This is a genomic window from Nocardia neocaledoniensis (assembly GCF_029868625.1).
Classification (GTDB): domain Bacteria; phylum Actinomycetota; class Actinomycetes; order Mycobacteriales; family Mycobacteriaceae; genus Nocardia; species Nocardia neocaledoniensis_A.
Window position 1 is genome coordinate 1 of sequence record NZ_JARWOJ010000414.1, and the last position, 14,486, is coordinate 14,486.

A 14,486-nucleotide genomic window follows, 5' to 3' on the forward strand; every position below is an offset into this window, starting at 1 on the left:
TCACCGCGGACGAGGTGCGCAATATCGTTGCCGCTCTTGACGGTTCGGGTGTCCCGGTCATCGAGGTGACCCACGGTGACGGACTGGGTGGTTCCTCGTTCAACTACGGGTTCTCGAAAACCCCTGAGCAGGAACTGATCAAGGTCGCCGCGGAGACCGCCAAGCAGGCCAAGATCGCTTTCCTCATGCTGCCGGGTGTCGGCGTCAAGGAAGACATCAAGATCTCCCAGGACAACGGCGGGTCCATCTGCCGCATCGCCACACACTGCACCGAGGCCGATGTGTCCATCCAGCACTTCGGGCTCGCACGCGAACTCGGCCTGGAGACCGTCGGCTTCCTCATGATGGCCCACTCCACCACGCCGGAGAAGCTGGCGAAGCAGGCCCGCATCATGGCCGACGCGGGCTGCCAGTGCGTCTACGTCGTCGACTCCGCGGGCGCCCTCGTCCTCGAACAGGTGTCGGACCGTGTCGCGGCCCTGGTCGCCGAACTCGGTGACGACGCCCAGGTCGGTTTCCACGGTCACGAGAATCTCGGTCTGGCCGTGGCGAATTCGGTCTACGCCGTGCGCGCGGGCGCCACTCAGATCGACGGCTCAGCCCGCCGCTTCGGCGCGGGCGCGGGCAACCTGCCGGTCGAGGCCTTCATCGGTGTCTGCGACAAGCTCGGCATCAAGACCGGCGTCGACTTCTTCGCCGTGACCGACGCCGCCGAGGACGTCGTCCGCCCGGCCATGCCGACCGAATGCCTCCTCGACCGCCAGGCCTTGATGATGGGCTACGCGGGCGTCTACTCCAGCTTCCTCCGCCACGCCGAACGCCAGGCCGAGCGCTACGGCGTCTCCGCCGCGGAAATGCTCGTCCGCGCGGGCCGGCGCAAACTCGTCGGCGGCCAGGAAGACCAGCTCATCGACATCGCCCTCGAACTCCAGCGCGAAGCCACGACCGCGTCAGCCTGACCCCCACCTCCGAACGGCGTGCCCCAACCACCTGGGTCACGCCGTTCCGCATTTCCGGACACGCGCCACCGGAGGCCGTGGCGGCTGCTGTAATTCCATTTCGGCATGATCATCCGGCTATAGATATAGCATCAACGCTATGGGTTGGGGTAGCGTTGAACTGGAACCAGAGGTGCGCGAATGGCTCGAGAAGCTTCCAACGGACATGTTCGCTCATGTCGCGTTCTACATCGACTTGCTGCAGGACATCGGACCGCTGTTGGGCGAACCGTATACGCGGCAGCTCGACCGGAAGCTTCGCGAGTTGCGTTTCTATCTGGGATCGGACGCGGTTCGCGTGACGTACTGGATCGCGCCAGGGCGCAGAATCGTCTTGCTGACGGTTTTCGTCAAGACGCGAATGGTGGAACGGCGTGAAGTGGCTCGAGCGCGCGGAGCAATGCGGCGCTGCGATGCGGAGCGGCATGTTCTGGAGGAGGGAAACGGTGGCGGAGCGTAGCGAATGGGCTGACCTGCGGGATCAGCGGATGAGGGAGCCTGGCGCGACCGAGGCGTATGACGCCGCGCGGCTTGCCTTCGAGCTCGGCCGAACTATTCGGGGTATGCGAGAGGATCGCGGCTGGAGCCAGTCCGTTCTAGCCGATGCGGCGGGCATGACTCAGTCCGCGGTCGCACGCTTCGAGGCGGGCGGGACGGTTCCCAGTCTGCCGGTACTCGAGCGCCTTGCCAGGGCCCTCGACGCCGACCTCGTCGTGCAGGTGCGCCCGCGCGTCGCGTGAGCCGGATGATCCTCGGTTTCGCAATGCCGTTGATGTCGCAGGATGAAATTCGCTGGACACGGGGGATATAAGTGGGGCATGGCTGAAATCGGTGGGGCGTTGTTCTGTGGGGTCGAGTCGGCGGCTCGGATCGAGCGGATGGAGACAGCCGCCATGGTCGGGGCGGTGGCGGCCGGGCGGGCGCGGGTACCGGCCGGTGGGGCGTTCGCTCGGGAGTTCGGTGGTGGGGCCGCGTGCTTCGCCGAGGTGGGGTCGCCGTTGAACAAGGTCGTCGGGATCGGGTTCGATGGTGTGCCCTCGGCGGCGGAATGGGAGACGGTGGAGGCCGCCTACGCGGCGGTGGGGGTGCCGGTGCAGGTCGAATTGGCGCATCTGGCGGATCCGCGGATCGGTGCCGAGTTGACCGGGCGGGGATATCGGTTGGTGTCGTTCGAGGACGTGCTCGGGATGGAACCGGCCGGACGCGTCTGGGCGGCACCGGCCGGAGTCGAGGTGCGGCGGGTGGACGAGGACGGTTTCGACACCTGGCTCGATATCGCCGTCGACGGCTTCGCCCATCCCGACGACGAGGGCATCCCCTCGCACGAGGAATTCCCCAGGGAAGCGCTCGCCGCGGTGATGCGGGACATGGCTTCCAGCAACGACACCCGAACCTATGTCGCCTACCGCGACGGTGTACCGGCGGGCGCGGCGAGCATGCGTGTCGCGGGCGGTATCGCGGCGCTCGCGGGAGCCGCGACACTGGTGGCGCATCGGCGGCACGGAGTCCAGACCGCGCTGCTGTCGACACGGCTGACCGAAGCCGCGGCCGACGGCTGCGATCTCGCGGTCGTCACCACTCAGCCGGGATCCAGATCGCAGCGCAACGTCCAGGGCCGGGGATTCTCGCTCCTCTACACCCGTGCGGTGCTGGTCAAGGAGGTGTGATCCGCTGGGGCGGCCGGGCTCAGCCGCGCGACGTGGTCGCACGCTGTGATGCGGCTTCTACGGGTGGCACCGGCTCGGCCACACAATGTGTGCGCGGCGGGAGCGGGGGCCCTCACAGGGCCCTGATGACCTGAGCGACCCGGTTCGCGCGAGCCGCCGGACTCGTCGCCTTGAGGATCGGCAGGAAGAGCCGGTATTGCTCGGAGCGGCTGAGAGCGTCGTACGCGGTCCGGCGTTCGGGCGCGACGTCGAGCGCGGCGAGCAGGTCGGGCGGGGTTTCCGCCGTGCGCTGCCGTTCATAGGCGCCCGCCCAGCGCCCGTCGGCCACCGCCTCCTCGATGGCAACGAACCCCGCCGGCCGCATCCGCCCGGCCGCGATGAGTGCTTCGGCCTTCTCGACATTGACTCGCGACCATGGGCTGCGGGCGCGACGAGGGGAGTAGCGCTGCAGGTAGTGGTGGGCGTCGAGGCCGCGGCGATGGCTGTCGATCCACCCGTAGCAGAGCGCGCCGTCGAGGGTCTCGGTGATCGCCACCGAGGGTTCCGGGGCGCCCTTCTTGGCGATGCGGACCCAGACCTCGTCGGCGGTGGCGTGATTCGCCTCAAGCCAGGTGTTCCATTCGGCGGCATCGGCGCAGGTGATGAAGGCGATCTGGTTCATGGACACCATCCTGCTCCGCAAAGTGCTCACCGAATGAGCAGTTTTCCGGCCGATGCGAGCTCGAGGCGTGGGCGAACGGCGCGAGTCGACGCTGTGGCGGTCCTACGGGGCGGCGTCCAACGTGGCGAGAAGGGCGCGGGCGGCCCGCCGTCCCTGTTCGATTCGCTCGGGACCGTCGACACCCTGGAGGTGGAAGGCCCAGTGCGCCTCGAACAGGCACGCGAGCGCGTAGGCGGTGCCGGCGATCTGCGCTGATGTCGCTCCGGGATAGGCGTCGGCGAGCTGTCTCTCCAGCGCGGGGAGCCACCGCTGTGTCCACAGCTCGGTGAGTCGTTCTCGCACTACGGGTTCGCGTGCGGAAAGGGCGACGAGCTCACACCACACCACCAGGTCGTCACGATTCGTGTAGGCCCCTGGCTCGAACATCCGCGCCACCCGGTCCTCGATCGGTTCGTCGGCGTCGAGGCGCAACATCGCATCGCCGTAGGCCGCAACGGCATCGGTGACGAACGCCCGCATGAGCCCGTCCCTGCTCCCGAAATAGTGCAGCACCAGGGTTCTCTGCACGCCCGCCGCCGCGGCCACGCGCGACAGTGTCGTATTCGCGAACCCGTCGGCCGCGACCACCGACCGCGCGGCCCGCAGGATCTGTGCGCCGCGCTCCTTGGCCTTGCTGGGGCGGCCGACTTTATTTACTGTCATGATAGTCAATATATTCGACGGGGAGGTCGGTCATGCGAGTTCTGGCTCTGGGCGGGGCAGGAGAGATGGGGCGGGTCGCGGCGCGGGTCCTGCGCGGCGACAGCGGAGTGAGCGCCCTGACGATCGCCGATCGGGACGCGGCAGCGGCGCGCAGGGTCGCCGCGGAGCTGGGCGTCGACGCGTGCGGCCTCGATGTGACCGATGGTCCCGCGCTCACGCGGGCACTGCGCGAAGCCGATCTGGTCGTGAACACGGTCGGCCCGTATTTCCGCTTCGGCCCGCCGGTGCTGGCCGCCGCCATCGACGCGGGCTGCGACTACATCGACATCTGCGACGACCCACAACCGACCATCGACATGCTCGAACTGGACGCGCGGGCGAAGGCGGCGGGCGTCACCGCGCTGCTCGGGATGGGCGCCAGCCCCGGCGTCGCCAATCTGCTCGCGGTGCGGGCGGGCACCGAACTCGATCGGGTGGACTCGCTGATCACCGGCTGGAACATCCACTCGGCCCACACCGAGGACAGCGTGGGACCGACCGCCGCGGTCGTCCACGGCATGCGTCAGATCAGCGGCTCCATCCCGGTCACCCGCGGCGGCGTGCGCACCGAACGTCCTGCGCTGGAACGCTTCCGGCTCGACTACCCCGGGCTCGGCGCCGGTGCGGGTCGCAGCTTCGGCCACCCGGAGGCGATCACCCTGCCGCTGGCCTTTTCCGGCCTGCGTGCCGCGACCTCGGTGGTCGTCGCCGATCGCCCGACCACGGCTGCCCTGCGTGCGCTGCGCTGGTCCATCGATCGCCGCCTGCTGTCTCTCGACCGCGCGGCCCGCCTCGCCGCCCGCGTAGAACGCCTGCTCCCCGCCGACCCGGCGACCCTCGTCGCGGCAGGTGGGCTCCCGCCGCTGTTCGCGCTGGCCACCGGAACCCGCGACGGCGCGCCCGCTACGGCGGCCACCGCACTGTGCCAGGTCCCCGGCCTGTCGATGGCCGAGAACACCGGCGTCCCACTGGCCGTCGGCGCCCTGCTCATGGCCGCCGATCCGAAGCCGGGCGTCCACGCCCCCGAGACGCTCCTGGACCCGGACGCCTTCTTCACCGCGTTCGCCCCGCATTGCATCGGCGGCCCGGACCCCGACGCGATGACGATCACCACCAGCAGCTGGTCGAGCGCCGAAACCAACACGGCAGCACTGTCTTCCGCGCTTCTCACCGCCCTGATCGCCGCCCGCTGAGCCGCAGAGGCCTGCCGACCTCCCCGAGCTCGCCGTGACGACTCAGGCTCTCAGCGTGTAGCGGCCGACAGGGTGTGGACATGCGGAAGCCCCGCTCGTCGGAGGACGAACGGGGCTCCCGAAACTCACAGCCAGGTGTCGAGGCTGGTGGTGGTGAGGAAGTGGTCCAGGTCCGCGCGCCAGGGGGCGGGCGTGGTCTTGTCCGGCTCGATGCCGGTGTACTGGCCTCGGTAGAACAGCAGCGGACGGCCGTTGGTGGTCGCCGACTCCGCGAGCGACTGGACCCGGCCGATGACGATGTAGTGGTCACCGCCGTCGACCACGGAATCGACCGTGCATTCGATGGTGGCCAGCGAATCGTCGAGCACGGGCACACCCAGATCCGAGGTGTGCCAGGGGACTCCGGCGAACTTGTCGGCCTCACGCGAGCCGAAGCGCGCGCAGGTCGGCTGCTGTTCCTCGGCGAGCACGTTCACGCAGAACTTGCCCGCCGCCTCGATCGCCGCCCACGAGCGCGACCCCTTGGTGGGGCAGAACAGCACGAGCGGCGGATCGAGCGACAGCGCGGCGAAGGACTGACAGGCGAACCCGATCGGCTCCCCTTCGGGATCGAGCGCGGTGATCACGGTGATGCCGGTGCAGAACTGCCCCAGCACATTACGGAATTGCCGGCCGTCGATCGCCGGTGTCTGTTCGGTCATGTCCGTCGCCGCCATTCCCTAGTCCTGCTTGAATCCGACGGTGAAGTCGTGGCCCCACAGGCTGACCGCGGTCGATTCGCGCGCGACCCAGTCGTCATCGTCGACTTCCAGTCCCTCGCAGCCGAATTCGATGTCGAATCCGCCCGGCGTCTTCATGTAGAACGACAGCATCTTGTCGTTGATGTGCCTGCCGAGAGTGGCCGACATCTTCACCTTCTTGCGCAGGGCGCGATCCAGGCAGAGGCCGACGTCGTCGGAGTTCTCCACCTCGACCATGAGGTGCACGATGCCGGTCGGGTTCGGCAGCGGCAGGAACGCCAGCGCGTGGTGGCGCGGGTTGCAGCCGTAGAAGCGCAGCCAGGCCGGATCGCCGTCGGCGGGACGGCCGACCATCTGGGGTGGCAGCCGCATGGAATCGCGCAGTCGGAAGCCGAGCACGTCCTGGTAGAACGCCTGCGCCGCGGCGTCGTCGGTGCAGGTCAGCACCACGTGACCGAGGCCCTGTTCGGCGGTGACGAACTTGTGGCCGTACGGGCTCACGAAGCGGCGGCCCAGGTACTGCGCGCCGTAGAACGCCTCGAGGGTGTTGCCCGAGGGGTCCTGGAACCGGATCATGCCCTCGACGCGGCGCTCACCCAGCTCTTCCTTGGTGCCCTCGGTGTAGTCGACCCCGGCCTTGTCCAGGGTCTCGCGCAGCTGCTGCAGGCCACGCGCGTCGGTGACCTCCCAGCCCGACACCAGCAGGCGGTCCTGCTCGCCGGGCACGATCACCAGGCGGGCGGCGAAATCGTCCATGCGCAGGTAGAGCGCGTCCGGGTTGAGCCCGGTGCCCTCCATCATGCCGAGCACCTTGAGGCCGTACTCGCGCCAGGCCGCCATGTCGGTGGCCTCGATGCGCATGTAACCGAGGGCACGAATACTCATTGCTTCTCCTCGAGGAAGTCGACCGTGAGCCGGTTGAATTCGTCGAACTTCTCCAGCTGCGCCCAGTGGCCACAGCCACCGAACACGTGCAGCTGCACGCGGGGGATCACCTTGGTGGCGACGAGCGCGCCGTCGAGCGGGTTGACCCGATCCTCGCGACCCCAGATGAGCAGCACCGGCTGACGCAGCTTGTACGCGTCACGCCAGAGCATGCCCTTCTCGAAGTCGGCGCCGGCGAAGGACTTGCCCATCGCGCGCACCGCGGCCAGCGATTCGGGAGTGCTCGCCAGGGCGAAGCGCTCGTCGATGAGTTCCTCGGTGATCAACGACTGGTCGAAGACCATGATCCGCAGGAACTTCTCCAGGTTCTCCCTGGTCGGCGAGTAGCTGAAGGCCGAGAGCAGCTTGACACCCTCGGTGGGGTCGGGCGCGAACAGATTGGTGCTCAATCCGCCGGGGCCCATCAGCACGAGCTTGCCCGCGCGCTTGGGGTTGTCCAGCGCGAAGCGCACCGAGGTGCCGCCGCCGAGCGAGTTGCCCAGCAGGTGCACGCGATCGGTGATCTCGAGGTGGTCCAGCAGCGCGAGCAGCGCGGTGGACGCGTGCACGAAGTACTGCGGGTGATCGACCGGCTTGTCGGACTTGCCGAAGCCGGGCTGATCGAGCGCGATCACGTGGAAGTTCTCGGCCAGCACCGGGATGTTGCGGGCGAAGTTCGACCACGCCGAGGCGCCGGGGCCGCCGCCGTGCAGCAGCACGATCGTGGGACCGTTGCCGACGCCCGCCTCGTGGTAGTGCAGCTTCAGCTCGGGGGTGACCTGCGCGTAGCGGGAGGTCGATGCGTAGGTGATTTCAGCGGTCTGGGTCATCGGCTACACCATGGCGTCGGTGACGGGCAGGCCGAACTCGTGCGTGCCGTACATGACGTAGGCGCGCTCGGGATCGTTGGCCGCGTGCACCCGGCCCGCGTGCGCGTCGCGCCAGAAGCGCTGCAGCGGCGTGCCGTTGGCCAGCGCGGTGGCGCCGGAGGACTCGAAGAGCTTGTCGATCGAGGCGATCACCCGGCCGGTCGCGCGGACCTGGTCGCGACGGGCGCGCACGCGCAGATCGAACGGCACCTCCTGGCCCGCCTGCAACAGCGCGTACTCCTCGGCCACATTGCCCGAGAGCTGACGCCACGCGGCGTCGATGTCGCTGGCGGCCTCGGCCACGCGCACCTTGGCGAACGGATCGTCCTTGGCGTTCTCGCCGGCGAAGGCCGCGCGCACGCGCTTGCCCTGGTGCTCGACGTGCGCTTCGTAGGCGCCGTAGCCCATGCCGACGATCGGGGTGGAGATGGTGGTGGGATGGATCGTGCCCCACGGCATCTTGTACAGCGCGTCGGGGTTCTGCTCGAGGCCGGGCGCGCGGCCCTCGCTCATCGCGCGGAAGCTGAGGAACCGGTGCGTGGGCACGAAGACGTCCTCGACCACGACGGTGTTGGAGCCGGTGCCGCGCAGGCCGACCACGTTCCAGACGTCGTCGATGCGGTAGTCCGAGCGCGGGATCAGGAACGAGCCGAAGTCGACCGGCTTGCCGTTCTTGATCACCGGACCGCCGAGGACCGCCCAGGTGGCGTGGTCCGAACCCGAGGACCAGGCCCACGAGCCGCGCACGATGTAGCCGCCGTCGACGGCCTGGCCGGCGCCCATCGGGGCGTAGGAGGACGAGATCCGCACATCGGTGTCCTCGCCCCAGACATCCTCCTGGGCCTGCTGGTCGAACAGCGCGAGGTGCCAGTTGTGGATGCCGATGATGCCTGCCACCCAGCCGGTGGAACCGCAGGCGCTGGCGATCTTGCGCACGGTGTCGTAGAAGACGACCGGGTCGGCGGCGTGGCCGCCCCACTGCTTGGGCTGGACCAGCTTGAAGAAGCCGGTCTCCTGCAGCGCCTTCATGGATTCGTCGGGAATGCGGCGCAGGTCCTCGGCCTCCTGCGCACGTTCACGCAGTGTCGGCAGCAGTGCCTCGACCCGTTCGGTCACTTCTTGCGTCATTTCGGAGCCCGCTCCTGCCTTGTCGGATCGACAACCGGTTCTTGTTCGACTCTGAGATTAGAACAGGTTCTCATTTCTGTCGAGAAGGCGGGCCTACCTCGGATATAACAGAGGCGTGGAGCGAAGTTCGCTGGACAGCTGGCGTGAAGCGCCCTCGTTTTGTAACGTGTTCTAGTGAACAAGGAGGGTTCGGGATGGCAGTCAACCCCAAGGTGAGGGAACTCGATGTCGGCACCACGCCGACAAGGTTTGCGCGTGGCTGGCACTGTGTCGGCCTCGCGAAGACGTTCCGCGACGGTAAGCCGCACGCGGTCGAGGTCTTCGGGACCAAGCTCGTGGTCTGGACCGACACCAACGACGAGATCCGCGTGCTCGACGCCTATTGCAGGCATATGGGCGGCGACCTGAGCATGGGCACGGTGAAGGGCGACGACATCGCCTGCCCGTTCCACGACTGGCGCTGGGGCGCCAGCGGCAAGTGCACGTCGATCCCCTACGGCCGCCGCGTGCCGCCCCTGGCCCGCACCAGGAAGTGGACGACGCTCGAGCGCAACGGCCAGTTGTTCATCTGGCACGACCACGAGGGCAACCAGCCGCCGCCCGAGGTCACGATCCCGCACATCGAGGGCGTGTACACCGACGCGGACGGCAACCCGACCGAGACCCACGACAGCGGCTGGACCGACTGGACGTGGAACTCGCTGTTGATCGAGGGCGCCAACTGCCGCGAGATCATCGACAACGTCGTGGACATGGCGCACTTCTTCTACATCCACTACGCCTTCCCGACGTACTTCAAGAACGTCTTCGAGGGCCACGTGGCGACCCAGTTCCTGGAGACCAAGGGTCGCCCGGACGTGGGCATGGCGGCCAAGCACGGCGGTGAGACGCTGCTGAAGTCGGAGGCGTCCTACTTCGGCCCGTCCTACATGATCAACCCGCTGATCAACATCTACAGCGGATACGAGATGAAGGTCGTGCTGATCAACTGCCACTACCCGGTCACCCAGGACTCGTTCGTGCTGCAGTGGGGCCTGACCGTCGAGAAGCCCAAGGGCATCGACGACGAGACCGCCACCAAGCTGGCGCAGACGATGACCACCTTCTTCGGTGACGGCTTCCTGCAGGACGTGGAGATCTGGAAGCACAAGTCCAAGGTCGAGAATCCGCTGCTGTGCGAGGAGGACGGCCCGGTCTACCAGCTGCGCCGCTGGTACGACCAGTTCTACGTGGACGTCGCCGATGTCACCGACAAGATGACGCAGCGCTTCGAGTTCGAGGTCGACACGACCAAGGCGAACGAGGCGTGGGAGGCCGAGGTGGCGGAGAACCTGCGCCGCCGGGCCGAGTCCGAGGAAGCGGGCGTGTAGCCATGTCTGCCACCTGGGCCAAAGCACCCGACTTCGCCGATCAGCCCGCGCGGCAGGCCGCGGTGCGGGCCCAGACCACGGTCGACAAGCAGCGTTATCTGGACGAGGGCCTGACACCGCTGCGGTGTCAGGCCTGCTCGTCGGAGGTGCTGGTGCGCAAGTCCAGCGCGCACCAGACCTCGGTGCAGTGGACCGAACCGCCCGAGACGCACTGCCCGGTCTTCGCCGCGCTCAACGCGAAGGGCCCGCGGCCGGGGCGGCCGGATTCGTGCCCCTCGCTGGAGAAGTCGATCAAGTGGGCGGTCGACGAGGGCGTCATCGAGGTGCTGGAGTAGTCAGCTGAACGGAGAGTCGGGGCGGTCCTGGCGGACGCCGTCGAGATAGATGTCGACCTTCTCGTTGTAGAAGCAGGCCAGGCCCGCGATCTTCTGACTCTCCGGCAGCGGCGTGCGGTAGATCCAGACGATGTCGCGGTATTCCTTGTCGTCGACCCGCACGTTCCAGTAGTCGGCGGTGCCCTTGTACGGGCAGCTGGTGTGCGTGTCGGACGGGGTGAGCAGATCCATCCGGACATCGGGCAGCGGCAGGTAATACCGTGCGGGCAAACCGGTTTCGAACAGGATGCGCGGCGAGGACGAGTCGGCGACGGTGACACCGTCGATCTCGACCCGCACGTTCCGCGAGCTGCCGAGGATGTCGACCCGCGCATACGGATCGCGGGGGTGGACGAAGATCGGTTCGTCCTCCTCGAACCAGTCGAAGGTGTCGAAGTCCAGGCGCACAGCGTCTTTCAGATCCGCCAGCGGCGAGTCCGGGTAGCGCAGCGCGGAGCCGTCGGCTCGCACTCCGTCGACGACCACGTCGTAACCCGTGCCCTCGCCGCGGCTGGGGGAGTGCGCGTCGGCTCCGTTGGGTTCCAGATCCGCCCGAACATCGGTCAGCGGAACGTAGTAGGTCGGATAGTAGGGAATCTCCCAGACCAGCAGCGGCCGCAGCGTATCGGCCACCAGCCTGCCGCCGAGATAGGCGCGCACCCGCTTCTGGCCCCGCTCGGTCCTGACCCGTCCGCGCTTGTCGTCGCTCATGGTCTCGACGCTACGCCGGACGGGTGACATCGACGCCGACGAAAAACGCTCCCGCTGCTCGTGGCAGCGGGAGCGGGTCGGCGCGCCGGTTCAGTCGCCGACGGTGAGGGCCTGGGCTTCCTCGACGCTGTGCGGCGCCGGATCGTGGTCGTCGATGTGGGCCAGGGCGCCGCGGCCGAGCAGCAGCACCGCGACCCCGGCGGCGGTGAACGCGGCGCCGAGCCAGAACGGCAGCGAGACGCTGTGCTCACCGAGCTTGCCCGCCACCCACGGCGCGGCGGCGCCGCCGGCGAACCGGACGAAGCTGTAGGCCGCCGAGGCGGTGGAGCGCTCGACCGGCGCCGAGATCATCACGGCCTCGGTGATCAGGGTGTTGTTCACGCCGAGGAACAGGCCCGCGACCACGACGCCGACGATCAGCACGATCTTGTGCTCGGCGAACAGGCCCATCACGGCCAGGTCGGCGGCGAACAGGGTCAGCGAGAGCGCCATCATCGGCAGGGTGCCGAAGCGCGCCTGCAACTTCGGTGCGAAGAACACCGAGGCCACCGCCAGCAGGATGCCCCAGCCGCAGAAGATGAAGCCGATCGCGTAGGTGCCCATGTCCAGCGGGAACGGGGTGTAGGCGAGCAGGGTGAAGAAGCCGAAGTTGTAGAGCAGGGCGGTGATGCTGACGGTCAGCAAGCCCCTGTGCCGCAAGGCCTTGAACGGCGCGGTGATCGAGGTCGGCTCGGCGGGTTTCGGCATCTCGGGCAGCAGCACGACGATCGCGACGAGCGCGATGGTCATCAGCACCGACACACCGAAGAACGGTCCGCGCCAGCTGATTCCGCCGAGCAGGCCGCCCAGCAGCGGACCGGTCGCGATGCCGATACCGAGCGCCGCCTCGTAGAGGATGATCGCCTTGGCCACGCCACCGCTGGCCGCGCCGACGATGGTGGCCAGCGCCGTCGCGATGAACAGGGCGTTGCCGAGGCCCCAGCCCGCGCGGAAGCCGATGATCTCGCCGATCGTGCTCGAACTACCCGCCAGCGCGGCGAACACGATGATGATCGCCAGGCCGGACAGCAGCGTCTTCTTCGCGCCGAAGCGGCTGGAGATCACGCCGGTGACCAGCATGGCGACGCCGGTGACGGCCATGTAGCTGGTGAACAGCAGCGAGACCTGCGAGGGGCTCGCGTGCAGCTGTTCACCGATCGGCTTGAGAATGGGGTCGACCAGGCCGATGCCCATGAACGCGATGACACTCGCGAAGGCGACGGCCCACACGGCCTTGGGTTGTCCGGTCGGGGTGGCCGCGGCGGCGGTGTCGTCGTCGGCGCGAGTCAACTCGGGGATGCTCACTGGCGCTCCTGATTGCTTCACTGGTGACCGCGGGCAACCGCACGCAGGGCTGTCAGCAGGTCGTTCATGTCGGTGTCGAGCCGGATCAGCCGATCGAGGTCGAAATCGGCGAGTCCGGGGGCCACGGCGGCCGCGAAGGAGCGCCTGGCCTGGGTGAGGCGGGTTCGGCCCGCCGGGGTCAGTTCGACGAGAACCGCCCTGGCGTCCTGCGGGTCCTTCGTGCGGGAGGCGAGTCCGTCGGCGACGAGTCGGCCGATCAGCGCCGTTGCCGCCGGTTGGGAACATCGATCGAGCCGGGCGAACTCGCTGACCCGCACGCCGCCGTGCTCGTCGAGTACGGCGAGGGCGCGCAGCACCGCGCGGGGCAGGTCGTCATCACTGATCGCCCCGGCGAGCCGGGTGAGCCGACCGGCAGTCACCAGGAGATCGACCACGATGTCGTCCGGGGAGGGCTGCTCTGTCTGCTGCACGCTCCATATTATTGCATAAGCTAACTATCTAAATCCAGCCGGTTGTGGTCTGTGGCCGGTGAAACGGCGCACACGCGAAAACCCCAGTCGCTGGTCTCGCGACTGGGGTCTTCCGGAGTGGCTCGGTGGTTCGCGCGGGCCGGATGGTTGTGGCCGACGATCGCCTAGGCGGCGACCGGTCGACGTCCGGTGCCGAAGAGCTCGGCCGTGGCATGGGCGCGCTTGAAGTACAGGTGCGCGTCGTGTTCCCAGGTGATGGCGATGCCGCCGTGCAGCTGGATGGTCTCCGCGGCGACATGCGAGAACGTCTCCGTGCAATGCTTGCGAGCCACGTAGACGTCCTCGGCCACGGTCGCGCTGTCCTCGGCGAGGGCCTGTGCCGCCGCCAGCGCCGTCGACTCCGCCGACTCCACCAGCACGTACATGTCGGCCATCCGGTGCTTGAGCGCCTGGAAGCTGCCGATCGGCCTGCCGAACTGCACGCGCGAGGCCGTGTAGTCGACCGTCATGTCCAGGCAGTGCCTGGCCGCGCCGACCTGCTCGGCGGCCACAGCCGCCCAGGCGATCTCGCGCAGCCGGGTGCGCAGCGCGGCCGGGTCGCCCGTGCCGATCCGGGTGGCGGGGGCGCCGGCGAAGGTGATCGAGGCCAGCTTGCGGGTGGGATCCAGCGCGGGAGTGGGCGTCACTGTGACGCCCGCCGCCTCGGGTGTCGTCTCGAACAGACCGTCGTCGGTGAGCACGAGCAGCAGGTCCGCCTGCGCCCCGTGCAGCACGTAATGCGCTGTGCCGTCGAGCTTTCCGTCAGCGGAACGGACGCCGGAAACGTCCCACCCGCCGGCATCGGCCCAGCACAGTGCCGCTGTTCGCGATCCCTCGGCCAGGTCGGGCAACAGACGTCCGCAGGCTTGCTCGTCACCCGAGAGCAGCAGCGCCTGCACGCCGAGTACCGCCGAGCCGAGCATCGGCACACCGGCCAGCGTGCGGCCCAATTCGCCGACCACCATCAGTGATTCGACCAGACCGGCGCCGACACCGCCCCATTCCTCCGGCACCGCCAACGCGGCCACGCCCACCTGCTCGCACAGCATGGTCCACAGCTTCGGGTCGTACCCGAGCTCGGTGTCCATGGCGGTGCGGAGTGCGGCGGGCGTGGGGGGGGGGGTCGCGGGCGGGGGGGGTGGTTTTTCGGGGGGCCGCGCCCGGGGGGGCGGGCGCGCCCCCCCGGCTGGTCCCGGCGGCGTGGACCGTCGCGCTCGACCACGCGGTCAGTGCGGGAGTCTCGGTGCTGGTGGGGGA

General features: G+C 68.4%; 16 protein-coding genes and 1 pseudogene. 7 read left to right on the forward strand and 10 right to left on the reverse strand.

Annotation, left to right across the window (positions count from 1 at the left end):
- The 4 genes from dmpG to QH270_RS32560 form a co-directional block, all read left to right on the forward strand.
- A partial coding sequence (gene dmpG, locus QH270_RS32545) for a 4-hydroxy-2-oxovalerate aldolase (protein ID WP_280348457.1) occupies positions 1-959 on the forward strand: 959 nt, incomplete at its 5' end.
- Positions 960-1,098: 139 nt separating this feature from the next.
- Positions 1,099-1,458 (forward strand): type II toxin-antitoxin system RelE/ParE family toxin, encoded by a 360-nt coding sequence (locus QH270_RS32550; protein ID WP_280348459.1) that lies wholly within the window; start codon positions 1,099-1,101, stop codon positions 1,456-1,458.
- Positions 1,459-1,486: 28 nt separating this feature from the next.
- Entirely contained in the window at positions 1,487-1,738 is a 252-nt protein-coding gene (locus tag QH270_RS32555) for a helix-turn-helix domain-containing protein (protein WP_280348481.1), read from the forward strand.
- Between the two features lie 78 nt (positions 1,739-1,816).
- Positions 1,817-2,665, forward strand: coding sequence for a GNAT family N-acetyltransferase (locus QH270_RS32560; RefSeq protein ID WP_280348460.1), 849 nt, complete (start codon positions 1,817-1,819; stop codon positions 2,663-2,665).
- Positions 2,666-2,777: 112 nt separating this feature from the next.
- Here QH270_RS32560 and QH270_RS32565 read toward each other — a convergent pair whose 3' ends face one another.
- Positions 2,778-3,326 carry a YdeI/OmpD-associated family protein gene (locus QH270_RS32565; RefSeq protein WP_280348462.1) on the reverse strand — a complete coding sequence of 183 codons (549 nt, stop codon included), beginning with the start codon at positions 3,324-3,326 and terminating at the stop codon, positions 2,778-2,780.
- 102 nt (positions 3,327-3,428) lie between these two features.
- Entirely contained in the window at positions 3,429-4,028 is a 600-nt protein-coding gene (locus QH270_RS32570; protein ID WP_280348463.1) for a TetR/AcrR family transcriptional regulator, read from the reverse strand.
- A gap of 32 nt (positions 4,029-4,060) precedes the next feature.
- Here QH270_RS32570 and QH270_RS32575 point away from each other — a divergent pair, with 32 nt between their 5' ends.
- Positions 4,061-5,260, forward strand: a complete 1,200-nt coding sequence (locus QH270_RS32575; RefSeq protein ID WP_280348465.1) for a saccharopine dehydrogenase family protein — start codon at positions 4,061-4,063, stop codon at positions 5,258-5,260.
- Positions 5,261-5,385: 125 nt separating this feature from the next.
- On the opposite strand, the gene hsaB is transcribed toward QH270_RS32575, so the two are convergent.
- Genes hsaB through hsaA form a run of 4 tightly spaced genes read right to left on the reverse strand, consistent with a single transcriptional unit; the run spans position 5,386 to position 8,921 of the window.
- Positions 5,386-5,976, reverse strand: a complete 591-nt coding sequence (hsaB, locus tag QH270_RS32580; protein ID WP_280348467.1) for a 3-hydroxy-9,10-secoandrosta-1,3,5(10)-triene-9,17-dione monooxygenase reductase subunit — start codon at positions 5,974-5,976, stop codon at positions 5,386-5,388.
- Between the two features lie 3 nt (positions 5,977-5,979).
- Complete coding sequence (hsaC, locus tag QH270_RS32585; RefSeq protein WP_280307448.1) at positions 5,980-6,885, reverse strand: iron-dependent extradiol dioxygenase HsaC; 906 nt, start codon at positions 6,883-6,885, stop codon at positions 5,980-5,982.
- Positions 6,882-7,754: a 4,5:9,10-diseco-3-hydroxy-5,9,17-trioxoandrosta-1(10),2-diene-4-oate hydrolase gene (gene hsaD / locus QH270_RS32590; RefSeq protein WP_280348469.1), complete on the reverse strand. Its 873-nt coding sequence runs from the start codon at positions 7,752-7,754 to the stop codon at positions 6,882-6,884. Before hsaD ends, hsaC begins: the two co-directional genes overlap by 4 nt.
- 3 nt (positions 7,755-7,757) lie before the next feature.
- Entirely contained in the window at positions 7,758-8,921 is a 1,164-nt protein-coding gene (gene hsaA / locus QH270_RS32595; RefSeq protein WP_280348471.1) for a 3-hydroxy-9,10-secoandrosta-1,3,5(10)-triene-9,17-dione monooxygenase oxygenase subunit, read from the reverse strand.
- 194 nt (positions 8,922-9,115) lie between these two features.
- On the opposite strand from hsaA, the gene QH270_RS32600 reads away from it, so the two are divergent.
- Both QH270_RS32600 and QH270_RS32605 read left to right on the forward strand, forming a co-directional pair.
- Positions 9,116-10,291, forward strand: a complete 1,176-nt coding sequence (locus tag QH270_RS32600) for a Rieske 2Fe-2S domain-containing protein (RefSeq protein ID WP_280348473.1) — start codon at positions 9,116-9,118, stop codon at positions 10,289-10,291.
- 2 nt (positions 10,292-10,293) lie between these two features.
- Positions 10,294-10,626 carry a hypothetical protein gene (locus QH270_RS32605; RefSeq protein WP_280348475.1) on the forward strand — a complete coding sequence of 111 codons (333 nt, stop codon included), beginning with the start codon at positions 10,294-10,296 and terminating at the stop codon, positions 10,624-10,626.
- On the opposite strand, the gene QH270_RS32610 is transcribed toward QH270_RS32605, so the two are convergent.
- The 4 genes and pseudogenes from QH270_RS32610 to QH270_RS32625 all read right to left on the reverse strand — a co-directional run.
- Complete coding sequence (locus tag QH270_RS32610) at positions 10,627-11,376, reverse strand: DUF427 domain-containing protein (RefSeq protein WP_280348477.1); 750 nt, start codon at positions 11,374-11,376, stop codon at positions 10,627-10,629.
- A gap of 90 nt (positions 11,377-11,466) precedes the next feature.
- On the reverse strand, positions 11,467-12,714 hold the full coding sequence (locus tag QH270_RS32615; protein WP_280348483.1) for an MFS transporter: 1,248 nt from the start codon (positions 12,712-12,714) through the stop codon (positions 11,467-11,469).
- Between the two features lie 23 nt (positions 12,715-12,737).
- Positions 12,738-13,190 (reverse strand): MarR family winged helix-turn-helix transcriptional regulator, encoded by a 453-nt coding sequence (locus tag QH270_RS32620; RefSeq protein ID WP_280348479.1) that lies wholly within the window; start codon positions 13,188-13,190, stop codon positions 12,738-12,740.
- Positions 13,191-13,354: 164 nt separating this feature from the next.
- A pseudogene (locus tag QH270_RS32625) lies at positions 13,355-14,335 on the reverse strand (acyl-CoA dehydrogenase family protein); the annotation flags it as partial.
- Positions 14,336-14,486 lie beyond the last annotated feature (151 nt).